At 72.8% G+C, this 23,527-nt stretch carries 22 protein-coding genes; 14 read left to right on the plus strand and 8 right to left on the minus strand.

What is annotated here, in order from left to right:
* Positions 1-112 precede the first annotated feature (112 nt).
* Together ACK8GG_RS11705 and ACK8GG_RS11710 are read right to left on the minus strand one after the other, a co-directional pair.
* Positions 113-1,303 carry an NADH-quinone oxidoreductase subunit D gene (locus ACK8GG_RS11705; RefSeq protein ID WP_440356288.1) on the minus strand — a complete coding sequence of 397 codons (1,191 nt, stop codon included), beginning with the start codon at positions 1,301-1,303 and terminating at the stop codon, positions 113-115.
* Positions 1,300-2,286 carry an SAM-dependent methyltransferase gene (locus tag ACK8GG_RS11710; RefSeq protein WP_440349798.1) on the minus strand — a complete coding sequence of 329 codons (987 nt, stop codon included), beginning with the start codon at positions 2,284-2,286 and terminating at the stop codon, positions 1,300-1,302. The genes ACK8GG_RS11705 and ACK8GG_RS11710 overlap by 4 nt, the downstream gene beginning before the upstream one ends.
* 171 nt (positions 2,287-2,457) lie before the next feature.
* On the opposite strand from ACK8GG_RS11710, the gene ACK8GG_RS11715 reads away from it, so the two are divergent.
* From ACK8GG_RS11715 to ACK8GG_RS11745, 7 genes are all read left to right on the plus strand, one after another.
* On the plus strand, positions 2,458-3,429 hold the full coding sequence (locus tag ACK8GG_RS11715) for a Rossmann-like and DUF2520 domain-containing protein (RefSeq protein ID WP_440356289.1): 972 nt from the start codon (positions 2,458-2,460) through the stop codon (positions 3,427-3,429).
* Positions 3,426-4,274: a pantoate--beta-alanine ligase gene (gene panC / locus ACK8GG_RS11720; protein WP_440356290.1), complete on the plus strand. Its 849-nt coding sequence runs from the start codon at positions 3,426-3,428 to the stop codon at positions 4,272-4,274. The genes ACK8GG_RS11715 and panC overlap by 4 nt, the downstream gene beginning before the upstream one ends.
* An 18-nt stretch (positions 4,275-4,292) precedes the next feature.
* Positions 4,293-4,715: an aspartate 1-decarboxylase gene (gene panD, locus ACK8GG_RS11725; protein WP_440349337.1), complete on the plus strand. Its 423-nt coding sequence runs from the start codon at positions 4,293-4,295 to the stop codon at positions 4,713-4,715.
* Between the two features lie 123 nt (positions 4,716-4,838).
* A complete protein-coding gene (locus ACK8GG_RS11730) occupies positions 4,839-5,732 on the plus strand; it encodes a septum formation family protein (RefSeq protein WP_440356291.1) in 894 nt (297 codons plus the stop codon).
* 106 nt (positions 5,733-5,838) lie between these two features.
* Positions 5,839-7,599, plus strand: a complete 1,761-nt coding sequence (locus ACK8GG_RS11735; protein WP_440356292.1) for an L-aspartate oxidase — start codon at positions 5,839-5,841, stop codon at positions 7,597-7,599.
* Positions 7,596-8,489 (plus strand): carboxylating nicotinate-nucleotide diphosphorylase, encoded by an 894-nt coding sequence (gene nadC / locus ACK8GG_RS11740; protein WP_440349339.1) that lies wholly within the window; start codon positions 7,596-7,598, stop codon positions 8,487-8,489. Before ACK8GG_RS11735 ends, nadC begins: the two co-directional genes overlap by 4 nt.
* 3 nt (positions 8,490-8,492) lie before the next feature.
* Complete coding sequence (locus ACK8GG_RS11745) at positions 8,493-9,251, plus strand: type III pantothenate kinase (RefSeq protein WP_440349340.1); 759 nt, start codon at positions 8,493-8,495, stop codon at positions 9,249-9,251.
* A 54-nt stretch (positions 9,252-9,305) separates the two neighbouring features.
* On the opposite strand, the gene ACK8GG_RS11750 is transcribed toward ACK8GG_RS11745, so the two are convergent.
* The gene (locus ACK8GG_RS11750; RefSeq protein ID WP_440352349.1) at positions 9,306-10,055 is read right to left on the minus strand and encodes a class I SAM-dependent methyltransferase; all 750 of its coding nucleotides are present in this window, start codon (positions 10,053-10,055) and stop codon (positions 9,306-9,308) included.
* An 87-nt stretch (positions 10,056-10,142) separates the two neighbouring features.
* Between ACK8GG_RS11750 and lysS the strand changes: the two genes are divergently transcribed.
* From lysS to ACK8GG_RS11765, 3 genes are all read left to right on the plus strand, one after another.
* Positions 10,143-11,651 (plus strand): lysine--tRNA ligase, encoded by a 1,509-nt coding sequence (gene lysS / locus ACK8GG_RS11755; protein WP_440356293.1) that lies wholly within the window; start codon positions 10,143-10,145, stop codon positions 11,649-11,651.
* A gap of 106 nt (positions 11,652-11,757) precedes the next feature.
* A complete protein-coding gene (locus ACK8GG_RS11760; protein WP_440349343.1) occupies positions 11,758-12,108 on the plus strand; it encodes a histone-like nucleoid-structuring protein Lsr2 in 351 nt (116 codons plus the stop codon).
* A 444-nt stretch (positions 12,109-12,552) separates the two neighbouring features.
* Positions 12,553-15,087 (plus strand): ATP-dependent Clp protease ATP-binding subunit, encoded by a 2,535-nt coding sequence (locus tag ACK8GG_RS11765; RefSeq protein ID WP_440353318.1) that lies wholly within the window; start codon positions 12,553-12,555, stop codon positions 15,085-15,087.
* Positions 15,088-15,200: 113 nt separating this feature from the next.
* Here ACK8GG_RS11765 and ACK8GG_RS11770 read toward each other — a convergent pair whose 3' ends face one another.
* On the minus strand, positions 15,201-16,085 hold the full coding sequence (locus tag ACK8GG_RS11770) for an HhH-GPD family protein (protein ID WP_440352350.1): 885 nt from the start codon (positions 16,083-16,085) through the stop codon (positions 15,201-15,203).
* Positions 16,086-16,228: 143 nt separating this feature from the next.
* Between ACK8GG_RS11770 and ACK8GG_RS11775 the strand changes: the two genes are divergently transcribed.
* The 3 genes from ACK8GG_RS11775 (at position 16,229) to ACK8GG_RS11785 (ending at position 18,118) form a co-directional block, all read left to right on the plus strand.
* A complete protein-coding gene (locus tag ACK8GG_RS11775; RefSeq protein ID WP_440349345.1) occupies positions 16,229-16,741 on the plus strand; it encodes a glycine cleavage system transcriptional repressor in 513 nt (170 codons plus the stop codon).
* A gap of 5 nt (positions 16,742-16,746) precedes the next feature.
* Positions 16,747-17,298 (plus strand): peptide deformylase, encoded by a 552-nt coding sequence (locus tag ACK8GG_RS11780; RefSeq protein WP_440353319.1) that lies wholly within the window; start codon positions 16,747-16,749, stop codon positions 17,296-17,298.
* Positions 17,299-17,380: 82 nt separating this feature from the next.
* Entirely contained in the window at positions 17,381-18,118 is a 738-nt protein-coding gene (locus ACK8GG_RS11785) for a hypothetical protein (protein ID WP_440352351.1), read from the plus strand.
* Positions 18,119-18,143: 25 nt separating this feature from the next.
* Here the strand turns inward: ACK8GG_RS11785 and disA are convergent, their stop codons facing one another.
* The 4 genes from disA to ACK8GG_RS11805 form a co-directional block, all read right to left on the minus strand.
* Positions 18,144-19,325 (minus strand): DNA integrity scanning diadenylate cyclase DisA, encoded by a 1,182-nt coding sequence (gene disA, locus ACK8GG_RS11790; RefSeq protein ID WP_440352352.1) that lies wholly within the window; start codon positions 19,323-19,325, stop codon positions 18,144-18,146.
* A 63-nt stretch (positions 19,326-19,388) separates the two neighbouring features.
* Positions 19,389-20,849 carry a DNA repair protein RadA gene (gene radA / locus ACK8GG_RS11795; RefSeq protein WP_440356294.1) on the minus strand — a complete coding sequence of 487 codons (1,461 nt, stop codon included), beginning with the start codon at positions 20,847-20,849 and terminating at the stop codon, positions 19,389-19,391.
* Between the two features lie 88 nt (positions 20,850-20,937).
* Entirely contained in the window at positions 20,938-21,681 is a 744-nt protein-coding gene (locus ACK8GG_RS11800; protein ID WP_440356295.1) for a copper chaperone PCu(A)C domain-containing protein, read from the minus strand.
* Positions 21,682-21,825: 144 nt separating this feature from the next.
* The gene (locus ACK8GG_RS11805; RefSeq protein ID WP_440356296.1) at positions 21,826-22,677 is read right to left on the minus strand and encodes a UbiA family prenyltransferase; all 852 of its coding nucleotides are present in this window, start codon (positions 22,675-22,677) and stop codon (positions 21,826-21,828) included.
* A 69-nt stretch (positions 22,678-22,746) separates the two neighbouring features.
* Between ACK8GG_RS11805 and ACK8GG_RS11810 the strand changes: the two genes are divergently transcribed.
* Positions 22,747-23,481 carry a methyltransferase domain-containing protein gene (locus ACK8GG_RS11810; RefSeq protein ID WP_440356297.1) on the plus strand — a complete coding sequence of 245 codons (735 nt, stop codon included), beginning with the start codon at positions 22,747-22,749 and terminating at the stop codon, positions 23,479-23,481.
* Positions 23,482-23,527: the final 46 nt, after the last annotated feature.

The following is a 23,527-nucleotide window of genomic DNA, read 5'->3' on the forward strand; positions in this document are numbered from 1 at the left end:
CGACGGCGACGGCAACAACCCGATCCGACGACGCCGAGGGCCGGCGGCACTGCGTGCGCACGGGGGCCGGCCGGGCCCTCCCCGACGGGAGGGCCCGGCCGGCCGCGTGGCGCTACTTGTCGATGTCGCCGACGACGAAGAACATCGAGCCGAGAATCGAGATCAGGTCCGGGACCAGCGTTCCCGGCAGCAGGCCGGCCAGCGCCTGGACATTGGCGTACGAGGCGGTGCGCAGCTTCAGCCGCCAGGGGGTCTTCTCGCCCCGGGAGACCAGGTAGTAGCCGTTGATCCCGAGTGGATTCTCGGTCCAGGCGTAGGTGTGCCCCTCGGGCGCCTTGACCACCTTCGGCAGCCGGGTGTTGACCGGTCCGGTGAGGCGGTCGACCCGGTCCAGGCACTGCTCGGCGAGGTCGAGGGAGACGTACACCTGGTCCAGCAGCACCTCGAAGCGGGCGTGGCAGTCCCCGGTGGTGCGGGTGACCACCGGCACGTCGAGCTGGTCGTAGGCGAGGTACGGGTCATCGCGGCGCAGGTCGAAGTCGAGGCCGCTGGCGCGGGCGACCGGCCCGGAGGCGCCGAAGGCCGCCGCGTCGGCGGCGGAGAGCACCCCGACGCCGACGGTGCGGGCCAGGAAGATGTCGTTGCGCCGGATCAGGTTGTCGAGGTCCGGCAGCCGGCGGCGGACCTCGCCGATGGCCGCCCGGGCCCGGCCGGTCCAGCCCGACGGCACCTCCTCCTTGAGGCCGCCGACCCGGTTGTACATGTAGTGGATCCGCCCGCCGCTGGCCTCCTCCATCACCGCCTGCAGCGTCTCGCGCTCACGGAAGGCGTAGAACATCGGCGTGATCGCGCCGATCTCCATCGGATACGAGCCGAGGAACATCAGGTGGTTGAGGACCCGGTTCAGCTCGGCCAGCGCCATCCGCAGCCAGACCGCGCGTTCGGGGACCTCCATGCCCATCAGCCGCTCGACGGCCAGCACCACGCCGAGTTCGTTGGCGAAGGCCGAGAGCCAGTCGTGCCGGTTGGCGAGCACGATCACCTGGCGGTAGTCGCGGACCTCGAAGAGCTTCTCGGCCCCGCGGTGCATGTAGCCGACGACCGGCTCGCAGGAGATCACCCGCTCGCCGTCGAGGACCAGCTTCAGCCGGAGCACGCCGTGGGTGGAGGGGTGCTGCGGTCCGATGTTCAGGACCATGTCGGCGCCGAGTTGCGGGTCGTCGCCGCGGTCGGGGACCAGGCCGGCTCCGGTGCCGACGGTCAGCTCACGCAGGTCACCGGTTCCAGTGCTCATGCCCGTCATCGTGCCACGAGCGGCGGCAGGTCGACGCCGACCGGTTGCAGCAGCCACCAGTGGCCGCCGAGTCCGGCCGGGTCGGTGAGCTCGGCGGCGGCCGAGGCGGCGGCGAGTGCCCGCACGTAGCCGGCCGGGTCGGCCGAGGCCAGCGCCAGGGGCGGCCGGGTCCCGCGGACGCCGAGTGCCCGCAGCGCTTCGGCCTGGGTGAGCAGCGTCGGCGGCCGGTCCGCGACGGCCGCCCCGGCCTCGGCGACGGCGTCGACGGCGACGTGCGCGGTCACGTCGCAGGAGCCGTCCGGCACCGGCGGCACCTGCCGGCCGTGGCGGTAGCCGGTCAGCGTGCCGCCGGCCGGGCGTTCCCCGCGCAGGTGCCCGTAGTCGACGCTGACGGCGAGCCCGCGGCGCACGGTCGCCACCGCCTCGGCCCAGGCGACATCCCGGGTACGCCCGATCTCGGCGCGTCCCGCGCCGGGCCACCAGCGTGCCAGCCATGCCGCGTCGGCCCCGGTGACCGGCGGCCCCGCCGTCTCCTGCCCGGTCGCCGGGTCGACGAGCACCTGGTGCGGGCCGGCGGGGCCGTGATCGGCGATGTCCAGCGGCACGTTGTCCAGCCATTCGGTGGCGAGCAGCAGTCCGGTGATGCCGGCGGGCGGTTGGTCCTGCCAGCGCACCGCCGCGGGTAGCCCCGGCGGGCGGGGGGCGAGTTCGACGGCGGTCGGGCGCAGCCGGGCGGCGAGCGCCGGCCCGGCGGCGGTCAGCATCGCGGTGAGCAGCTCGCCGCGGCCCGCGCCGACGTCGACCAGGTCGAGGTGGTCCGGCCGCCCGAGTGCGGTGTCGACCCGGTCGAGCAGCTCCAGCAGGGCGCCGGCGAGGGCGGTGGAGGCGTGCACACTGGTCCGGAAATGGGCGGCCGGGCCGGCGCCGGAGGTGAAGAACCCGGCCGGGCCGTAGAGCGCCCCGGTCATCGCGGTGCCCCAGGTCACCGGCATCGCCCTGCCCCTTTCGCCGTCGGCGCCCATCGCCTCGCGGCGGGCGGCGTCACATCGTCGGAGCGCGATGGCGTCAGTGAAGGTTTTCACACACGCTTGTCGCACCGCTGTAACACCGGCGCATACTACGACCGACCGGTACCCCAATTATCGAGGACTGGATCGCCTGCCATGAGCGCTCTGCCGCGCCCGGCCGTCCCCGGCGGAGCAGCCGTGGCCCCGGGCACCCCCACTTCGGCCGTACCCCTGGTCTTTCCGCGTGCCCTGACCATCGGCGTGATCGGCTCCGGCCGGGTCGGCGCCGTGCTGGCCGCCGCGTTCACCGCCGCCGGACACCGGGTCGTCGCCGCCTCCGGCCGCTCGCAGGTCTCCCGGGACCGGATCGCCCTGCTGCTGCCCGGAGCCGCCCTGCGGACCCCCGACGAGGTGGCCACCGCCGCGACCGACCTGCTGCTGATCGCCGTACCGGACGACGCGATCGCGGGGGTCGTCACCGGCCTGGCCGAGCGGGGCCGGCTGCACCCGGGCCAGGTGGTGGCGCACACCTCCGGCGCACACGGGCTCGCGCCGCTGGCCGCGGCCGGCGCCGCCGGCGCCCACGCGCTGGCCCTGCACCCGGCGATGACCTTCACCGGCACCCCCGAGGACCTGGGCCGGCTGCCCGCGATCTCGTACGGCGTGACCGCGCCGCCGCAGCTGCGCAGCCTCGCCACCCGGCTCGTCGCCGACCTCGGCGGCGTACCGGAATGGATCGATGAGTCTGCGCGTTGCCTCTACCATGCGGCACTGGCACACGGCGCGAACCACCTGGTGACGCTCGTGAACGAGGCGAGGGACCGGCTGCGCGACGCCGGGGTGACCCGGCCGGAGAAGGTGCTGGCGCCGCTGCTGCGGGCCGCCCTGGACAATGCCCTGCGGCTCGGCGACACCGCGCTGACCGGTCCGGTCTCCCGCGGGGACGCCGCGACGGTCGCCGGGCACCTGGACGAGCTGGACCGGGTGGCGCCGGAGTCGGTGCCGGCCTATCTGGCGCTCGCCCGCCGCACCGCCGACCGGGCGATCGCCGACGGCCGGCTGCGGCCGACAGATGCGGAACTGCTGCTCGGCGTCCTGGCCGACCGGCGCAAGGAGGAGGTCGGATGACCGAGCTGGTGCAGACCCGCGGCGCGCTGGCGGCGGCACGGGCCGCCCGCGAAGGCAGCGTCGGCGTCGTGATGACGATGGGCGCGCTGCACGCCGGGCACGCCGAGCTGATCAGGACGGCCCGCGAGCAGGCCGACCACGTGCTGGTCACCATCTTCGTCAACCCGCTGCAGTTCGGGCCCAGCGAGGACTTCGACCAGTACCCGCGCACCCTCGAAGGCGACCTGGAGATCTGCCGTGGCGCCGGTGTGGACATCGTCTTCGCCCCCTCGGCGGCCGAGGTCTACCCCGGCGGGGAGCCGGCCGTACGCGTCAATCCCGGCCCGCTCGGCGAGGAGCTGGAGGGCGCCAGCCGCCCCGGCTTCTTCCACGGGGTGCTGACGGTGGTGCTGAAGCTGATCAACCTGACCCGGCCGGACCTGGTCTTCTTCGGCGAGAAGGACTACCAGCAGCTCACCCTGGTCCGCCGGATGGTGGCGGACTTCAACCTGCCGGTACGCGTGGTCGGCGTGCCGACCGTGCGCGAGGCCGACGGGCTGGCCCTCTCCAGCCGCAACCGCTACCTCTCCGCCGCCGAGCGCGCGACCGCCCTGGGGCTGTCGGCGGCGTTGCAGGCCGGTGCGACGGCGGCGAAGGACGGCGCGGACGCCGAAGCCGTACTGGTCGCCGCGCGGTCGGTCCTCGCCGCTGCCGCGCCCGACGCGGAACTCGACTACCTCGTACTTACCGACCCGGACCTGCAACCGCGGCCGGTGTCGGGTCCGGCCCGGATGCTCGTGGCAGCCCGGGTCGGCCGGACACGCCTGATCGACAACATGCCCCTCCACCTCGCGGTGGCGGGCTGAGGACCGGGAGAGAACCTGATGTTCCGCACGATGATGAAGTCGAAGATCCACCGGGCCACGGTGACGCAGGCCGACCTGCACTACGTCGGTTCGGTCACGGTGGACCAGGACCTGCTCGACGCCGCGGACCTGCTCCCCGGTGAGCAGGTGGCGATCGTGGACATCACCAACGGCGCCCGGCTGGAGACGTACGTGATCCCCGGTGAGCGGGGCAGTGGCGTGATCGGCATCAACGGCGCGGCGGCGCATCTTGTGCACCCGGGCGACCTGGTCATCCTGATCTCGTACGGGCAGATGGACGACGCGACGGCGCGGGTGTTCCAGCCCCGGGTGGTGCACGTCGACGCCGACAACAGGATCATCCAGCTGGACAGCGACGCCGCAGGCGTGGCGCCGGGCATGGTGGGCGACCCGGTACGCGGCGACCGCGTCGTCGTCTGAGCCTGCGCCCCGACGTTCCGCTGCGGCCTGTTCCCGACCTTCTCTTCCGGACTGTCACCCACGGTCCGGATCCGGTTACCCTGTGGGCCAGTTCTGCCCGGAGGACGCCGGAGGAGGAGCGCCATGCGCCGAGCGACCGCATTCGCCGTGGCGCTGGCGGTGCTGCTGGCGCTCGCCGGCTGCGCCGAAGCGGGCGTTGACGGCGACCTGACCGACGACTGGCCGGCGCTCGGCGAGCTCCGGCCGTTCCTGCCGGTCGCCGGAGTCTGCCACCCGACCGAGAGCCCCCGGGAGGTGTCGGCGGCGCAGAGCAGCGTCGACTGTGCTGTGCCGCACCTGGGTGAGACCGTCCATGTCGGAGCCTTCCCGGTCGGCGTGGCGAAACTCCCGCCGGAGCAGGCCGCCGAGTCCCGGGCCGCCTTCGCCGAGTGCGACCGCCGGGCCGCCGGGTACGTCGGCGCGCAGTGGCGCAGCGCGCGCCTGCGCCTCGACGTCGCCGTCCCCACCGGGACGGCCTGGGCACGGGGGGCCCGCTGGTTCCGCTGCGACCTGACCGAGGTCACCGGAGTCGAGCAGGAGTCACCGGCGCCGGTGCTGCGGACCGGCAGCCTGCGTAACGCGCTCACCACTGGCGGGCCGCTGCTGCTCGGCTGCTACACGGCGGCGCTGAGCCGCGTCGGGCTGGTGGAGAAGCTGACCCCGGTCGACTGCGCCCGGGGTCACAATGCCGAGTTCGCCGGGGTCTGGCCGGTGCCCGAGCGCCTCGACCGGCCACGCCGGGACCGCGACTGGCTGCCCTTCTACGAGGCATGTTCGCGCATCATCGCCGCCTACGTCGGCGTTCCGGACGACGGGTTGCTGCCGGCGCGGGCCGGGATCAAGCCGGTGCCCACGTCGGCGGCGCGCTGGCGGGCCGGGGACCGCGCCGCCCGCTGCTATTTCTGGCTGCCTCAGCGGCAGGTGCAGAGTTCGCTGCGGGGTGGCGGCCCGGCCGCGCTGCCGGTGCCCGGCCGCTGACGGCGTCCAGGGCGTCCGCGAGGGCCGGCGGACCCGGGGCTGTCGGCGATCTCACGGCCCGCCCCCCGACGCCGGGGTGCCGCGGCAGGCGCGGTTGACTGTGCACATGCGTCTGCCGACCGTTGAGCTGCCGTCGTTGCCCGGCCTGCTGGCCGCGCCCGCCCCCGGCTGGGTGGAGAACACCGACGTGATCGTGGTCGGCTCCGGCGTCGCGGGCCTGACCGCCGCGCTGCAGCTGCGCGAGGCGGGGCTGCACGTCACGGTGGTGACCAAGGTCAATATCGACGACGGCTCGACGCGCTGGGCGCAGGGCGGCATCGCCGCGGTGCTGGACCCGCTCGACACCCCACAGGCGCACGCCCGCGACACCGAGATCGCCGGCGTCGGCCTCTGCGACCCCCAGGCGGTACGGGTGCTGGTGGAGGAGGGGCCGGCCCGGGTGCGGGAGCTGACCCGCCTCGGGGCGGAGTTCGACCGCCACCCCGACGGCTCCTGGATGCTGACCCGCGAGGGTGGCCACCGCGCCGACCGGATCGTGCACGCCGGCGGGGACGCCACCGGCGCGGAGGTGCAGCGCGCACTGCACGCCGCCGTACGGCGGGACCCGTGGATCCGGCTCGTGGAGCACGCGCTGGTGCTGGACCTGCTGCGGGCCCCCGGTGACGGCCCCGGCGGCCTCGGGCCGGCCTGCGGCATCACCCTGCACGTGCTCGGTGAGGGCAGCGAGGACGGTGTCGGGGCGATTCTGGCGCGGGCGGTGGTGCTGGCCACCGGCGGCATGGGCCAGGTCTTCGCGGCCACCACCAACCCCGCCGTCTCCACCGGCGACGGCATCGCGCTGGCGATGCGGGCCGGCGCGGCCGTCACCGACCTGGAGTTCGTGCAGTTCCACCCGACCGCGCTGATCGCCCCGCCCGACCCGGCCGCCGGTGGGGTGCGCCGCGCGCAGCAGCCACTGGTCTCCGAGGCGCTGCGCGGCGAAGGGGCGCACCTGGTCGACGCGGACGGCAAGCGCTTCATGCTCGGCCGGCACGAGCTGGCCGAGCTGGCCCCCCGGGACGTGGTCGCCAAGGGCATCCACCGGGTGCTGCTGGAGTCCGGCTCCGATCACGTGCACCTGGACGCCCGGCACCTCGGCGGAGAGTTTCTGGCGCGCCGGTTCCCGACCATCGTCGCCTCCTGCCGGGCGATCGGCGTCGACCCGGCCGTCGACCTGATTCCGGTGGCCCCGGCCGCGCACTACGCCTCCGGCGGGGTCCGTACGGATCTGCTGGGCCGTACCTCCATCCCCGGTCTGTACGCCTGCGGCGAGGTCGCCTGCACCGGGGTGCACGGCGCGAACCGGCTGGCCAGCAACTCGCTGCTGGAGGGGCTGGTCTTCGCCCGGCGCATCGCCGACGAGGTCGCCCGGGGCCTGCCCGAGCAGGCACAGCCGGCGGCGACGGGTGCCTGGGCCGGTGGTGCCGGGCGGGTCGTGTCGCCGGAGATCCGGGAGCCGCTGCAGCGGGCGATGACCCGCGGCGCCGGGGTGCTGCGTTCGGCCGGATCGCTGGCGGGGACCGCCGGGGTGCTGATGGAGCTGGGCCGGCGGCCGGGCAGTGCGGCCACGGCCTCCTGGGAGGCGACGAACCTGCTCACCGTCGCGTCGGCCCTGGTCGCCGCCGCGTACGCCCGGCAGGAGACCCGGGGGTGTCACTGGCGGGAGGACTTCCCGGCGGCCGAGGACCGGTGGCGGGGGCATCTCGTCACGTCGATCACGCCGGGGGACCGGCTCTGCCAGGGTTGGGAGGAGCCGGGGGACCGGCTCGGCCAAGGGCGGGAGGAGCCGGGGGACCGGCTCTGCCAGAGGTGGGAGGAGTTGCGGTGACACCGACGACCGAGCAGGGGCTGCGCGCCGCCGGGCTGGACCCGGAGCAGGTACGGCGTGTCGTCGGCACGGCGCTCGCGGAGGATCTCGGGCCGCTGGGGCAGGACGTGACCAGTGCGGCGACGATCCCGGCCGACCAGGTCGACACCGTCGACGTGGTCGCCCGCGCCGACGGGGTCGTCGCCGGGCTGCACGTCGCGGCGGCCGTCTTCGAGCAGGCCGCGGCCGACGCCGGCCGTACGGTCGAGGTGCGGCTGGTGGCCACCGACGGCGACCGGGTGGCGCGCGGTGACGTGCTGGCGACGGTGACCGGCCCGACCCGCTGCCTGCTGACCGCCGAGCGGACGGCGCTGAACCTGATCAGCCGGATGTCCGGGGTGGCGACCCACACGCGGGCCTGGGCCGACGCGCTGGGCGGGACCAAGGCGATGGTGCTGGACACCCGCAAGACCACGCCGGGGCTGCGGTTGCTGGAGAAGTACGCGGTCCGCGCCGGCGGCGGCACCAACAAGCGGCTGGGCCTCTACGACGTCGCGATGATCAAGGACAACCACAAGCTGGCGGCCGGCGGCATCACCGCCGCCTACCGGCGGGTGCGGGAGCTCTTCCCGCATGTCCCGGTGCAGGTGGAGGTGACCACGGTCGACGAGGCGGTGGAGGCCGTCGAGGCGGGCGCGGACTTCCTGCTCTGCGACAACATGACCCCGGCGACGCTGCGCGAGGTGGTCGAGGTCGTCGGCGACCGCGCGGAGCTGGAGGCGACCGGCGGGCTGACGCTTGCGCGGGCCGCCGAGTACGCCGGGACCGGTGTGGACTACCTCTCGGTGGGGGCGCTCACGCACTCCTCGCCTATCTTGGACATCGCACTTGACTTGAGGCATCGGGGCTGACGCATGCTGCTCTGCATCGACATCGGTAACACCAACACCGTGCTCGCCACCTTCGAAGGTGACAAGCTGGTGCATTCCTGGCGGATCAAGACCGATGCCCGCTCCACCGCCGACGAGCTCGGCCTGATGTTCCGCGGGCTGCTCGCCGGGGACAACGTCGAGATCACCGGCATCGCCGCCTGCTCGACCGTGCCGGCCGCGCTGCGCTCCCTGCGGTCGATGCTGTCCCGCTACTACCCCGACATGCCGAGCGTGATCGTCGAGCCGGGGGTCCGCACCGGTGTGCAGCTGGCGATCGACAACCCCAAGGAGGTCGGCTCCGACCGGGTGGTGAACACCCTGGCGGCGTACACCCTCTACGGCGGGCCTTCGATCGTGGTGGACTTCGGCACCACCACCAACTTCGACGTGATCAGCGACCGGGGCGAGTTCCTCGGCGGCGCGTTCGCCCCCGGCATCGAGATCTCCTTCGACGCGCTCGCCGCCCGGGCGGCCCAGCTGCGCAAGGTCGAGGCGACCCGGCCGCGTTCGGTGATCGGCAAGAACACCGTCGAGTGCCTGCAGTCGGGTCTCTACTTCGGCTTCGCCGGACAGGTGGACCGGATCGTGGAGCGGATGGTGGAGGAGATCGGCGAGGTGCGGGCCGTGATCGCCACCGGCGGCCTGTCGGGTCTGGTGGTGCGCGAGTGCCGCACGGTCACCCACCACGAGCCGATGATCACGCTGATCGGTCTGCGGATGGTCTACGAACGCAACCGCTGATCCCGGGCGGTCACGCCGGCGCCGGCGGCAGGTGCCGGCTCGCGGGCCCGCCGGTCACCGCCGGCGGGCGCGGTGCACGACCGTCCGGTACGGCAGCTCGAAGCTCTCCCGGCCGGCCAGGTCGGGGTGCTCCTCGGTCAGGGCCCGGACCTGCTGCTCAAGCCGGCGCTGCTCCCGTACGTCGGCGGTGAGGTAGTAGGAGCGGGTACGCAGCAGCCCGATCAGGCTCGTCACGTCGTGGGTGACCCGGTGGGCGAACTCGGCGCGCTGCGCCGGGCCGAAGAGCTCGCCGAAGTCCGGTTCCGGCTCCGGCCGGCCCGCCCGGTCCCCGCGGGAGCCGGCGATGCCCTCGATGATCTGCGAGAGCGCGTCGACCCAGGGCGCCGACTCGTCACGCAGGTTCCAGATCGGGGCGAAGCTGCCACCGGGGCGCAGCAACCGGGCGATCTCCGGGTGGGCCCGATCCGGATCGAACCAGTGGTACGCCTGGCCGGCGACCACGGCGTCGGCCGCCCCGTCCGGTAGCGGGACCGCCTCGGCGCTGCCCGCCAGCGCGGTGACTCCGGGTGTGCCGGCGACCAGGCGGGCCCGCATCTCCGGATCGGGCTCGACGGCGACGACCTCGTGCCCCAGTGCGGCGACCCCCCGGGAGAGGATGCCGGTGCCGGCCCCGAGATCCACCACCCGGGCCGGTGCGGTGAAGCCGATGGCGAACGCGACAGCCTCGAGCGGGTACGGCGGCCGGAACCGGTCGTAGTCCCCGGCTGCGGGGCCGAAGGAGAGGGCCTGCGTGTGCTCCACCATGCCCGGAGGTTATCCAATGGGGCGGGCCCGAGGTGGTGAGTACGCTCAGGCCTGACCGGAGTTGATTCTTTGTTGAGGAAGCGTGCCGTGAGCCAGCAGAACGCCGTACCGACCGATCCCGCCGACGATCTTCCGGAGCAGATGCGGGTCCGCCGGGAGAAGCGGACCGCGCTGCTGGCCGAGGGGACCGAGCCCTACCCGGTGGGCTATCCGCGTACCGCCACGCTCGCGGAGATCCGCGCGCGCTACGGCGAGCTGCCGACCGACACCGCGACCGGCGACACCGCCGCGGTGACCGGCCGGGTGATCTTCATCCGGAACACCGGCAAGCTCTGCTTCGCCACCCTGCGCGACGGCGACGGCACCGAGTTGCAGGCGATGCTCTCGCTCGACCGGGTCGGCGCCGACCGGCTCGATGCGTGGAAGCGCCAGGTGGACCTCGGCGACCTCGTCGGCGTGACCGGCGAGGTGATCACCAGCCGCCGCGGTGAACTGTCGATCCTCGCCGCCGACTGGGCCATGACTGCCAAGTCGCTCCGTCCGCTGCCGGTGGCGCACAAGCCCCTCAGCGAGGAGGCGCGGGTCCGCCAGCGCTACGTCGATCTGATCGTGCGTCCGCAGGCGCGCGCCATGGTCCGTACCCGGGCCGGCGCGGTGCGCAGTCTGCGCGACTCGCTGCACCGTCGCGACTTCATCGAAGTCGAGACGCCGATGTTGCAACTGTTGCACGGCGGGGCCGCCGCGCGCCCGTTCGTGACGCACAGCAATGCACTTGACACTGATCTGTATCTCCGAATCGCGCCCGAGCTTTTCTTGAAGCGGGCTCTCGTCGGCGGCGTCGACCGCGTTTTCGAGATCAACCGCAACTTCCGCAATGAGGGCGTCGACAGCAGCCACTCGCCCGAGTTCGCGATGCTCGAGGTCTACGAGGCCTACGGCGACTACAACACGATGGCCACACTCACCCGGAATCTGGTTCAGGAGGCCGCCGTCGCCGTCTCCGGTTCGACCGTGGTGACCCACGCCGACGGCCAGGAGTTCGATCTGGGTGGCGAGTGGCGTTCGGTCACGCTCTTCGGTGTGCTTTCCGAGGCGCTCGGTGAAGAGGTGACCGTCGACACCGAGTATGCGGAGCTCGTGCGGCACGCCGACAAGGTCGGCCTCTCCGTCGACCCCAAGTGGGGGCCGGGCAAGCTCGCCGAGGAGCTCTTCGAGGAGCTGGTCGTACCGGGCCTGCAGGCTCCGACCTTCGTGCGCGACTACCCGGAGGAGACCAGTCCGCTGACCCGGGGCCACCGGGACCGGCCGGGACTGACCGAGAAGTGGGACCTCTACGTGCTGGGCTTCGAGCTCGGCACGGCGTACTCGGAGCTGGCCGACCCGGTGGTGCAGCGGGAGCGGTTGCTGGCCCAGGCCCGGCTGGCCGCTCGCGGCGACGACGAGGCGATGCAGTTGGACGAGGATTTCCTGCGGGCCATGGAGTACGGAATGCCACCGGCCGGCGGCATGGGAATGGGAATCGATCGACTGCTGATGGCGCTGACCGGCCTCGGAATTCGGGAAACCATCCTCTTCCCGCTCGCGCGGCCGGAGTAGCACACGTTCTGCTTGCGCGTTTCGTGGTCCTATTGACGGGGCAAGCGACTAAAGCGCTATTGTGCTCTAGATTGCAGGACGGCCCTGCTGGAAAGGAACGTGGCACGTGGCCAAGCAGATCATTCACAAGTTGGTCGATGACCTCGACGGCGGCGACGCGGACGAGACTGTCAAGTTCGCGCTCGACGGTGTTCAGTACGAGATCGACCTGTCGGAGAAGAACGCCGGCAAATTGCGGGAGCTATTCGACCCGTACATCCAGGCGGGCAGCAAGGTCGGCCGCGGCGGTGTCGTGGTGGGTGGCCGTGCGGCGCGGGGCCGGGGCAGTGCTGCCGCCGACCGCGAGCAGAACAAGGCGATTCGCGCCTGGGCGAAGAAGGAAGGGCGCGACATTTCCGACCGCGGCCGCATCCCCCAGGAGATCGTGGACGAGTACCACGCCAAGGCCGGCCGCTGACCGCGGGCCGTCCTGGATTCGTCGGCGCCGGCCCGGAGCACCGCTGCGGGCCGGCGTTCGTCTGCGCGTGCCGCTGCGGGATGTCGGCGGAACGCCTCGCCGGGGCGGGAATCGCGGCCCCGCCGGCGGCGTTGTCCACAGCTGGTGGATAAGTTGTCCACAGGCTGTGGAAGACCTGCCGGGCTCTTCGGAGGCGCCGGCGGCCGGGGAAGATTTCGCTATCCGCGTACAGCCAGGGGTACGGGAACACCTCCTGAGCGTGGGAGGTTGGAAAAAACAGCCCGTTCCAGGCTCATGCCGACAGCGCACGACCTCAGCTGAGTCGGTCCGCGGCGATAGAGTAAGGAAGCACGGACGTCCGCCCCTGGACGTCCGGGCACCGGCCCCGCCAAGATTCTTGACCATCAAGATCGAGTGCGCACGGCACGTGAGGAGCACGAGGGCATGTTCGAGCGGTTCACCGACCGAGCGCGACGGGTTGTCGTCCTGGCTCAAGAAGAAGCCCGGATGCTCAACCACAACTACATCGGTACGGAACACATCCTGCTGGGCCTGATCCATGAGGGTGAGGGCGTCGCGGCTAAGGCCCTGGAGAGCCTCGGCATCTCCCTCGAGGGCGTCCGCCAGCAGGTCGAGGAGATCATCGGCCAGGGCCAGCAGGCGCCGAGCGGGCACATCCCGTTCACCCCGCGGGCCAAGAAGGTGCTGGAGCTGTCACTGCGCGAGGCGCTGCAGCTCGGCCACAACTACATCGGCACGGAGCACATCCTGCTCGGCCTGATCCGCGAGGGCGAAGGCGTCGCCGCGCAGGTCCTGGTCAAGCTCGGTGCCGATCTCAACCGGGTCCGTCAGCAGGTGATCCAGCTGCTCTCCGGTTACCAGGGCGGCAAGGAGCCGACCGCTGCCGGTGCCGCCGCCGGTGAGGCCGCTCCGTCGACGAGCCTCGTGCTGGACCAGTTCGGGCGCAACCTGACCCAGGCCGCCCGGGAGGGCAAGCTCGACCCGGTCATCGGCCGGGAGAAGGAAATCGAGCGGGTCATGCAGGTGCTCTCCCGCCGCACCAAGAACAACCCGGTCCTGATCGGCGAGCCCGGCGTGGGTAAGACCGCCGTCGTCGAAGGGCTGGCGCAGAAGATCATCAAGGGTGAGGTTCCCGAGACGCTGAAGGACAAGCAGCTCTACACGCTTGACCTCGGCGCCCTGGTCGCCGGCTCGCGCTACCGCGGTGACTTCGAGGAGCGCCTCAAGAAGGTGCTCAAGGAGATCCGCACCCGCGGCGACATCATCCTCTTCATCGACGAGATCCACACCCTGGTCGGCGCGGGCGCCGCCGAGGGCGCGATCGACGCGGCGAGCATCCTCAAGCCGATGCTGGCCCGCGGCGAGCTGCAGACCATCGGCGCCACCACCCTCGACGAGTACCGCAAGTACGTCGAGAAGGACGCCGCCCTGGAGCGTCGCTTCCAGCCCATCCAGGTGGGTGAGCCGTCGCTGGCGCACACCATCGAGATCCTCAAGGGGCTGCGCGACCGGTACGAGGCGCACCACCGCGTCTCGATCACCGATGCGGCGCTGGTCGCCGCCGCCACCCTGGCCGACCGGTACATCTCCGACCGCTTCCTGCCGGACAAGGCGATCGACCTGATCGACGAGGCCGGCGCCCGGATGCGCATCCGCCGGATGACCGCGCCGCCGGACCTGCGTGACTTCGACGAGCGCATCGCCCAGGTGCGCCGCGACAAGGAGTCCGCGATCGACGCGCAGGACTTCGAGCGGGCCGCGCAGCTGCGCGACACCGAGAAGCAGCTCCTCGGGCAGAAGGCCCAGCGGGAGAAGGAGTGGAAGGCCGGCGACCTGGACGTCGTCAGCGAGGTCGACGACGAGCAGATCGCCGAGGTGCTGGGGAACTGGACCGGCATCCCGGTCTACAAGCTCACCGAGGAGGAGACCTCCCGGCTGCTGCGCATGGAGGACGAGCTCCACAAGCGGGTCATCGGCCAGGAGGACGCCGTCAAGGCGGTCTCGAAGGCGATCCGGCGTACCCGCGCCGGCCTGAAGGACCCCAAGCGCCCCTCCGGCTCGTTCATCTTCGCCGGCCCCTCGGGTGTCGGTAAGACCGAGCTCTCCAAGGCGCTCGCCGAGTTCCTCTTCGGCAGCGAGGACGCGCTGATCCAGCTCGACATGTCCGAGTTCCACGACCGGTACACGGTCTCCCGGCTCGTCGGCGCCCCGCCCGGATACGTCGGTTACGACGAGGGCGGCCAGCTGACCGAGAAGGTTCGCCGCCGGCCGTTCTCGGTGGTCCTCTTCGACGAGATCGAAAAGGCCCACCCGGACGTGTTCAACACGCTGCTGCAGATCCTGGAGGACGGCCGTCTCACCGACGGTCAGGGCCGGATCGTCGACTTCAAGAACACTGTGATCATCCTGACCACCAACCTGGGCACGCGTGACGTGGCCAAGTCGGTCTCGCTCGGCTTCCAGGCCTCCGAGGACTCGGAGTCCACCTACGAGCGGATGAAGCAGAAGGTCAACGACGAGCTCAAGCAGCACTTCCGGCCGGAGTTCCTGAACCGGATCGACGACACGATCGTCTTCCACCAGCTCCGGCAGACGGAGATCCTCTCGATCGTGGACATCATGCTCCAGCGCATCGAGGGCCAGCTCCGGAACAAGGACATGGGCCTGGAGCTCACCGACAACGCCAAGAAGTACCTGGCGGCGAAGGGCTTCGACCCGGTGCTCGGCGCCCGTCCGCTGCGTCGCACGATCCAGCGCGACATCGAGGACAACCTCTCCGAGCGGATCCTGTTCAACGAGCTGATCCCGGGTCAGATCATCGTGGTCGACTGCGAAGGCGACCCCGATGACGTCGACAAGGCGAAGCTGGTCTTCCGGGGAGCGGAGAAGCCCGTCCCGGTGCCGGACGCCGTGCCGGCCGACCTCGGCGGCACCGCCGCCGCGGGAGCGGACGACTAGTACTCCCAGCTCTACCCGACCGGGCCCGGTGGCGACAGCCACCGGGCCCGGTCGGCGTCTGCGCCGTTGAACCCCACTGTGCGCCGGCCAGCGGCCGCCGGGCGGGGGCCTCCTCAGTCGCGGTGGTCGCCGGCGAGGGCACAGAGGTCCTCGCGGATCTCCACCAGCCCGTCGTCGACCAGCCCGGCCAGCGCCCGCCGCCGCTGCGTCGCGTCGGCCCAGACCAGGTCCAGCCGCTGCCGGGGCAGGGGCCCCTCGGCGCCGCGCAGCGCGGCCAGCAGCAGCCCGCGTACCTGCCGGTCGGTGCCCGCGTACCGCTGCGGTCGCCGGGTCGGCCCCGGCGGCGCGGTACGGCCCGAGCCGTGCCAGGCGCAGCAGGCGATCAGCGGACAGTCGGCGCAGCGGGGCGCGCGGGCCGTGCAGACCAGCGCCCCGATCTCCATCAACGCGGCGCTGGCGACCACCGCCTCCTCCGGATCCGAAGGCAGCAGCCGCTCGGTGGCGACCAGGTCGGCCGGCCGGGTGGCGGGGCCGGCGTCGGGCTCCCCGGCCACCGCCCGGGCCACCACCCGGCGCACATTGGTGTCCACGACCGGATGCCGCTGCCGGTACGCGAAGGCCGCGACCGCCCGGGCGGTGTACGTGCCGACGCCGGGCAGGGCGAGCAGTTCGAACAGGTCGTCGGGGACCACGCCGCCGTGCCGGTCGACGATCGCCACAGCGCACTCCCGCAGGCGCAGCGCCCGGCGCGGGTAGCCGAGCCGGTTCCACATCCGGATCGCCTCCGCCGGGCTGTCGGCGGCCAGGGCAGCCGGCGTGGGCCAGCGGGCCAGCCAGGCCTCCCAGGCGGGCAGCACACGCACCACCGGTGTCTGCTGGAGCATCACTTCGCTGACCAGGATCGGCCAGGCGCCGATGCCGGGGCGGCGCCACGGCAGGTCACGGGCGTTGGCGCGGAACCAGTCGGCGGCGAGGGCGGCGTACGGGTGTTCTGCCATGGCGTTGACGATGATGCCACGGCCCCCTCGCCCCACCGCCCGCCCCACCACGACCGGGGGCGCCGTCGGCCGCGGAGCACGCGGTTGGTCCGGGGCGTGGGACCGGCCCCGGTTGGCCGATGTCGATCGGGGACAATGGCCGGATGACTGAGCTCGCGATCACCGTGATCGGACCGGACCGCCCGGGCATCGTCGCCGATGTCGCCGAGGTGCTGGCCGGGCTGGGGGCGAACCTCACCGACTCGACCATGACCCGGCTGCGCGGCCACTTCGCCATGACCCTGGTCTGCGCCGGGACGGAGGCCGCGGCCGCGGAGGCGGCGCTGGCGCCACTGAGCGCCGACGGCAAGCTCGTGGTGACAGTCCGGGAGGTCACCGCCGACGCCGGCACCACCAACGGCGGTGAGCCGTACCTGATGTCGGTGCACGGTGGCGACCGGCTCGGCATCGTCGCGGCCACCACCCGCGTCCTCGCCGAGTCCGGTGGCAACGTCACCGACCTGACCACCCGGCTCGCGGGGCCGCTCTACGTCGCCGTCGCCGAGGTGGAAATTCCCGCCGGTACGGCCGCCCAGGTCGCGCAGCGGCTCGCCGTGGTCGCCGCCGAGCTGGGTGTCGAGGTAAGCCTCCGGCCGGCGGATTCGGATCTGCTGTGACGGTCATGCAGGACGGGCTGGGTGACTGGACGCCCGACTCGCTGGGCCGCGCGGGCGTCGTACGGCCGGTTGTCACCGCCCCGAATCCGGTGCTGAGCCGCCCCAGCGAGGAGGTCGACCCGACCTCGGACGAGACCGTGCAGCTCGCCGCGGACCTGATCGAGACGATGCGAGTCTCGCCGGGCTGCGTCGGGTTGGCGGCGCCGCAGGTCGGAGTGGGGGCGCAGGTCTTCGCCGTGGATGTCACCGGCCATCCGAAATCCGTCACGGTGCACGGCACTTTCGTGCTCTGCAACGCCCGGGTGGTCGAGGCGACCCGGCTGCGGCCGGGGCGGGAGGGCTGCATGTCGGTGCCGGACCTCACCGGGGACGTCAAGCGGGCCAGCCGGCTGACGGTCGAGGGTTTCCTGCCGGGTTCGGGCCGCGCGGTGCGGTTGGTAACCGACGGCTTCGAGGCCCGCGCGCTACAGCACGAGATCGACCACTGTGCGGGATTGCTCTTCCTGGACCGGGTCGCCGGAGCGCACGCCGTCTACCAGCGCAAGGTCTATCTCTGATGAGAGCGCCCCGTACGGTGACTTCCTTGCCCGGCGCGTCGGAGCGGATCTTTTCCGGCGGCACCGCTACGGTATTGGCATCATGCGTCTGACGGTCGGTCCCCTGCCACCCGCTGTCTATTGGCGGCGTCGTGCCGTCGTGCTCGGCGCGGTCCTGTTGTTCCTGATGGTCGTCGTCTACTCGTGCGGCGAGCCGGCCGGTGACCGCAACGCCGGCACCACGGGCGATCCGGACCTCGACGTGACCCCCACGGCGACCGCCACCGCGTTGCCGGACCCGTCCTCCTCGGCCACCCCGCAGCCGGGTGCCACCGATGCGGTGGGCGCTCCGATCGAGGGCGCGCCCGGCGGGGTGCCCGGGCAGCCGGCCGGGCCGGCGCAGACCGGTTCGGCTCAGGTGCCGCAGCCACCGGCCACCGGGGCGCAGCTCTGCACCGACGAGGAGATCGAGGTCACCCCGGTGCTGGCGTCCGCGAGCGTCGGCAAGGGCAAGGCTGTCGCACTGCGCATCCAGATCAAGAACGTCTCCGATCGTGGGTGCAGCCGGGATGTCGGCGCCGACGAGCAGGAGATCTACATCAAGGCCGGCGCGGACAAGATCTGGTCCTCGGACAGCTGCACCGACTCCACCGGCAGTTTCCTGCGGGCCTTCGGCCCCGGCGAGGGTGTCGAGGGGCAGGCCAACTGGAACGGCAAGCGCGACAACCGCTGCGCCGCCGGGCAGTCGGCCGGCGACACGCCCAAGCCGGGCAAGTACCAGGTGTACGGCCGGGTCGGCTCCAAGCACAGCGAACCGGTCGAGCTGACCATCGCCGACTGACCGTCGGCGGGCCGCGTGGCAGCGGTCAGACGTAGCGTTCCAGGATGGACGCCTCGGCGAGTCGGGAAAGCCCCTCGCGCACGCTGCGGGCCCGGGCGTCGCCGACCCCCTCCACGGCCTGCAGGTCCTCCACGGTCGCGCCGAGCAGCCGCTGAAGGCTGCCGAAGTGCTCCACCAGCCGGTCCACGACCAGCGCCGGCAGCCGCGGTACCTTCGCGAGCAGCCGGAAGCCCCGCGGGCTGACCGCGGCGTCCAGGGCGTCCGAGGAGCCCGGGTAGCCGATGGCCTTGGCGACCAGGACCAGGTCGATCAGTTCGGTGGCGGTGAGCAGATCCAGCTCCACCAGTGCTTCGTCCAGGGTGCGGCCCCGACGGCCGATCGGCAGATAGTCCCGGATCACCAGCGTCCGGTCGGCGTCGACCCCGGCCATCAGCTCGTCGAGTTGCAGCGCCAGCAGCCGGCCGTCGGTGCCGAGTTCGACGACGTACCCGGCGATCTCGTCGGCGATGCGGCGGACCATCTCCAGGCGCTGGACCACCGCGACGGCGTCGCGGACGGTCACCAGATCCTCGATCTCCAGGGCGGAGAGGGTGCCGGAGACCTCGTCCAGGCGGAGCTTGTACCGCTCGAGGGTGGCCAGGGCCTGGTTGGCGCGGGAGAGGATCGCCGCGGAGTCGTCCAGGACGTGCCGCTGACCGTTGACGTAGAGGCTGATGATCCGCATCGACTGGCTGACCGAGATGACCGGGTAGCCGGTCTGCCGGGCGACGCGCTCGGCGGTGCGGTGCCGGGTGCCGGACTCCTCCGTCGGGATCGACGGGTCGGGCATCAGGTGCACGGCGGCGCGCACGATGCGGGTCCCGTCGCTGGAGAGGACGACGGCGCCGTCCATCTTGCACAGCTCCCGGACCCGGGTCGCGGAGAATTCCACGTCCAGCGGGAAGCCGCCGGTGCAGAGCTTCTCCACGACGCTGTCGTAGCCGAGCACGATGAGGGCGCCCGTACGCCCCCGCAGGATGCGTTCGAGACCGTCGCGCAGGGCGGTCCCGGGGGCCATGAGGGCGAGATTCGCGCGCAGCGGGTCGCCGGTCAGCGGCGTGCCACCACCGGGGTTCCCACTGATCGGGCGACCCGGTGAGCCCGCGCCACCGACGCGGGCCGGACTGTTCGCGCCGGCGGTTCTGTTGGCATCGCGGTCGATCGGCACGGGCACAGTCTACGGACTGTCACGCGCCGGGTGCGGCAGTGGTACATGTGATCGTCGCCGTGGTCATTCCGCGGAGACGCGTGCGGCCCACTGCAGCGCGGAACGGACATCGGTGACCTCGATCACACGCATGTTCGTCGGATTGACGCCAGTCGAATCCGGGCCGCAGCCGGTCGGCACCAGCGCCATCCGGAAGCCGAGCCGGGCGGCCTCGGCCAGCCGGCGCGGCACGGCGCTGACCCGGCGTACCTCGCCGGTCAGGCCGACCTCGCCGATGGCGACGAGGTGCTGGTTGATGGCGAGGTTGAGCCCGCCGGAGGCGACGGCGAGGGCCACCGCCAGGTCGGCGGCGGGTTCCACCACGCGGATGCCGCCGACGGTCGCGGCGAAGACCTCCCGATCGTGCAGGGTGAGCCGTTCGGTACGCCGTTGCAGCACCGCCAGCACCATCGCCAGCCGGGCGCTGTCGAGGCCGGAGACGGTGCGCCGGGGCGAGCCGGCAACGGTGGCGCCGATCAGCGCCTGCACCTCGGTGACGAGGGCCCGGCGCCCCTCCATGGCGACGGTGACGCAGGTGCCGGGGACCGGCTCGCCGTAGCGGGTCAGGAAGAGCCCGGAGGGATCGGCGAGGCTGGTGATGCCCCCCTCGTGCATCTCGAAGCAGCCGACCTCGTCGGCGGCCCCGAAGCGGTTCTTGACGCCGCGCACCATCCGCAGCGAGGAGTGTTTGTCCCCCTCGAAGTGCAGCACGACGTCGACCAGGTGTTCGAGCACCCGCGGCCCGGCGACCTGGCCGTCCTTGGTGACGTGCCCGACCAGCACGGTGGCGATGCCGCGCTCCTTGGCGACGGCGACCAGCGCGGCGGTGACGGCGCGGACCTGGGTCACGCCGCCGGGGACGCCCTCGGCGCCCGGCATGGAGATTGTCTGGACGGAGTCGAGCACGAGCAGCCCCGGTTTGACCGCGTCCAGGTGGCCGAGGACGGCCCCGAGGTCGCTCTCGGCGGCGAGGTAGAGCTGCTCGTGCAGGGTGCCCATCCGCTCGGCGCGCAGCCGGACCTGGCTGACCGACTCCTCGCCGCTGACCACCAGCGAGGGGCTGCCGGAGCCGGCGGCCCAGTGCTGGGCGACGTCGAGCAGCAGGGTCGACTTGCCGACCCCGGGCTCGCCGGCGAGCAGCACCACCGCGCCGGGGACCAGACCGCCGCCGAGGACCCGGTCGAGCTCCGGCACGCCGGTGGCGCGGGCCCGCGCGGGCGCGGCGCTGATGCTGGCAATCGGGCGGGCCGGCTCGGAGGGCGCCCGGGAGGAGACCACGCGGCCGGAGACGACCGGGCCGCTGATGGTGGACTCGACGACCGAACCCCACTCGCCGCACTCCGTGCAGCGCCCGACCCACTTCGGGGGCTGGTGGCCGCAGGCGTCGCACTCGTACGCGGGCCGGGCCTCTTTCGGGGTGCGGGCGCGGGTGCCGCCGGCACGGGCGGCGGTGGCGCGGGCGGGGGTGGATCGCGAGGTTGTCACCGTCCGACGCTAACCAACCGGTGTGACGAAAGCGCCGCCGGCATGGCGGATGCCACGCCGGCGGCGCCGGAGTTCGTCGGGGGACGGCTCAGTCGTGCGAACCGGCCTCTTCGCCCTCGGTCACCGGCGAGTTGCGCGGCGCCGGGCTGAGCGGGGTGGCGACGGGCACCACGGTGGTGATGACCTGGCCGTTGCCGAAGTCGAAGGTGACGGTGACGCTGCCACCGGGGCGCAGCGCCTCCTTGAGGCCGACCAGCTGCACGAAGTCGCCGGACTCCTGGGTCAGCGAGACGTAGCCGTACGCCGGGATCTCGACGCTGGCCGGGCCGGTGGCGGTGGCCGGCTGGCTCGGGCTCGGGGTGACCGGCGAGGCGGTGGCGCCGGGGCCGGTCAGGCTCGGCGACGGCTCGGCGCCAGGAGACGGGGCACCGGGGGTCTCGGTGCCGGGGGTCTCGGCGGGCTCGCTCGGGCTCGCCGCGGGCGAGCTCTCCGGCCCGGGACGCCCGGCGATCTCGCCGCCCAGGGTGACCGAGTCGGCGTTGTCGCTGCTGATCGTCACGGTGACCGGGTTGACCGAGTCGTTGAAGATCGCGACGGTCAGCGGCGCGGTGCCGCCGGCCGGGTAGCCCTCGGGGCTCAGGTAGTCGACGCTGACGTTGCGGACCTTGAAGTCGCCGTTCTCGCTCTGGGCGTTGACGCCACCGAGGGACGGCACCTTGCGCGCGGTCTCGGCGACCTGTCCGGCGCTGCACCCGGAAAGGAGCATGCTCGCGGCCGCCACACCGGCCAGCAGCATTGCCGCCCGCCGATTTCTCTTGATCGAGCGCGTCACGTCGGTCCTCCTCGTTGCGATCCCCACCCGGTTTCGGTCACCGGGCACGGTGGCCATACCCGCGCAGACCGCGCTCCAGCGTAGTTGGGCCTGATCGAGGCGCGCACGCGGACCCGGTGATCGGTTCCTGCCGTAACGCCGTGCTCACACCACGTGCCCGCTGCCGACGAGGAGGACGACGTCGATCAGCGCCACGGTCATCACCCCCCGGAAGACCGCCACCGGCCGGGCAGGGCGCACCCCACCGGCGCGTACGCGAGGGCGGGAGGCGCGCCAGGCGAGCAGCGGCACCACCGCGGCGGCGCCCACGGCGGCCAGCCCGGTCCAGGACGGCGGCCCGGGGGGACCGGCCACCAGGGTCACCGTGGCGGCGAGCAGCAGGGCGGTCGCGGCGATCCGGCTGCCCTCGCCGCCGAGCCGGTGCGGCAGCCCGCGCACGCCGGTCTGGGCGTCGTCGGCCAGATCCGGCAGGACGTTGGCGAAGTGGGCGCCCGCCCCGAGCAGCGCGGCGGCGCCGAGGAGCCAGAGCGGCGGGGCGGGGGCGCCGGGCAGCGCCAGCACGACGAAGGCCGGCAGCGCGCCGAACGACACGGCGTACGGCAGCACGGAGACCGCGGTCGACTTCAACGGCCAGTTGTAGAGCAGCGCGGAGATCAGCCCGAGCGTCGCGCAGGCCGCCGCGGCCGGGTTGGTCGCCAGCGCCGCCGCCGGGGTGGCGACCACGGCGACCAGCGCCGCAACCCCGACGGTACGGCGGGAGAGCCCACCGGTGGCGACGGGTTTGTCGGCGCGTCCCACCGCGCGGTCGCGTACGGCGTCGAGGTAGTCGTTCGACCAGCCGGTGGCGAGCTGGCTCGCTGCGACGGTGGCGACGACGGCGACCGCCGTCGCGAGGTCGTGACCGACCCCCCAGGCGAGCAGGCCGGCCACCGTGCTCACCGCGACCGCCGGTTCCGGATGGCTGGCTCTGAGCAGCCCTAACACTATTCGCGACATAAGAGAAGTCTGGCCGTTGCGCGGCGCGCGTGCCACGCTCGATCGGTGCGAGCCAATCGAGTGGGGACGATGAGCGTGCCACGCCGACTGCCGGCCAACGATCCGCGCCAGTACGACGACCTCGCCCACGAGTGGTGGCAGCCGGACGGTCCTTTCGCGATGCTGCACTGGCTGGCGCGGTCCCGGGCGGCGCTGGTGCCCCCGGCGGCGCGCCCCGGGGCGCTGCTGGTGGACATCGGCTGCGGGGCCGGGCTGCTCGCCCCGCACCTGGCAGGCAAGGGCTACCGCCATGTCGGGCTGGACCTGACCCGGTCCGCGCTGGACCAGGCGGCGGCGCACGGGGTTCTGCCGCTGCACGCCGACGCGACGGCGGTGCCGCTCGCCGACGGCTGTGCCGACGTCGTCGCCGTGGGGGAGTTGCTGGAGCACGTGCCGGACTGGCGGGTGGCCGTCGCCGAGGCCTGCCGGTTGCTGCGTCCGGGCGGCACGCTGGTGCTGGACACCCTCAACGCCACCTGGCAGAGCCGCCTGGTGGCCGTACGCCTGGCCGAGCTCTTCCACGGAGTGCCGCGCGGTATCCACGACCCACGGCTCTTTGTGGACGACGCCGCTCTGGTGCGTGAATGTGCCCGGCACGGGGTATCGCTGCGGGTGCGCGGTATCCGGCCGGCGCTCGGCGGGTTGGCGGGCTGGCTGCTGCGACGTGCCGCCGGGCGTTCCCGCGCCGACGCGGACTGCCCGATGGTGCCGACCTGGTCGACCGCCGTGCTCTATCAGGGGCGTGGGTTCCGCCGGGCAGCGTGATCGTGACCGGCTGAGGTGAATGCCGTACGTGGGCGGTGGCACGACC

Origin of the sequence: Melissospora conviva (assembly GCF_049523535.1) — a bacterium.
GTDB lineage: Bacteria > Actinomycetota > Actinomycetes > Mycobacteriales > Micromonosporaceae > Melissospora > Melissospora conviva.

What these genes read in the sequence shown, in the direction of transcription:
- ACK8GG_RS11705 (WP_440356288.1), bottom strand. Translation starts at nt 1,303, where the DNA reads ATGACGGGCATGAGCACTGGAACCGGTGACCTGCGTGAGCTGACCGTC.
- ACK8GG_RS11710 (WP_440349798.1), bottom strand. Translation starts at nt 2,286, where the DNA reads ATGCCGGTGACCTGGGGCACCGCGATGACCGGGGCGCTCTACGGCCCG.
- ACK8GG_RS11715 (WP_440356289.1), top strand. Translation starts at nt 2,458, where the DNA reads ATGAGCGCTCTGCCGCGCCCGGCCGTCCCCGGCGGAGCAGCCGTGGCC.
- panC (WP_440356290.1), top strand. Translation starts at nt 3,426, where the DNA reads ATGACCGAGCTGGTGCAGACCCGCGGCGCGCTGGCGGCGGCACGGGCC.
- panD (WP_440349337.1), top strand. Translation starts at nt 4,293, where the DNA reads ATGTTCCGCACGATGATGAAGTCGAAGATCCACCGGGCCACGGTGACG.
- ACK8GG_RS11730 (WP_440356291.1), top strand. Translation starts at nt 4,839, where the DNA reads ATGCGCCGAGCGACCGCATTCGCCGTGGCGCTGGCGGTGCTGCTGGCG.
- ACK8GG_RS11735 (WP_440356292.1), top strand. Translation starts at nt 5,839, where the DNA reads ATGCGTCTGCCGACCGTTGAGCTGCCGTCGTTGCCCGGCCTGCTGGCC.
- ACK8GG_RS11745 (WP_440349340.1), top strand. Translation starts at nt 8,493, where the DNA reads ATGCTGCTCTGCATCGACATCGGTAACACCAACACCGTGCTCGCCACC.
- ACK8GG_RS11750 (WP_440352349.1), bottom strand. Translation starts at nt 10,055, where the DNA reads ATGGTGGAGCACACGCAGGCCCTCTCCTTCGGCCCCGCAGCCGGGGAC.
- ACK8GG_RS11765 (WP_440353318.1), top strand. Translation starts at nt 12,553, where the DNA reads ATGTTCGAGCGGTTCACCGACCGAGCGCGACGGGTTGTCGTCCTGGCT.
- ACK8GG_RS11770 (WP_440352350.1), bottom strand. Translation starts at nt 16,085, where the DNA reads ATGGCAGAACACCCGTACGCCGCCCTCGCCGCCGACTGGTTCCGCGCC.
- ACK8GG_RS11775 (WP_440349345.1), top strand. Translation starts at nt 16,229, where the DNA reads ATGACTGAGCTCGCGATCACCGTGATCGGACCGGACCGCCCGGGCATC.
- ACK8GG_RS11780 (WP_440353319.1), top strand. Translation starts at nt 16,747, where the DNA reads ATGCAGGACGGGCTGGGTGACTGGACGCCCGACTCGCTGGGCCGCGCG.
- ACK8GG_RS11785 (WP_440352351.1), top strand. Translation starts at nt 17,381, where the DNA reads ATGCGTCTGACGGTCGGTCCCCTGCCACCCGCTGTCTATTGGCGGCGT.
- ACK8GG_RS11805 (WP_440356296.1), bottom strand. Translation starts at nt 22,677, where the DNA reads ATGTCGCGAATAGTGTTAGGGCTGCTCAGAGCCAGCCATCCGGAACCG.
- ACK8GG_RS11810 (WP_440356297.1), top strand. Translation starts at nt 22,747, where the DNA reads ATGAGCGTGCCACGCCGACTGCCGGCCAACGATCCGCGCCAGTACGAC.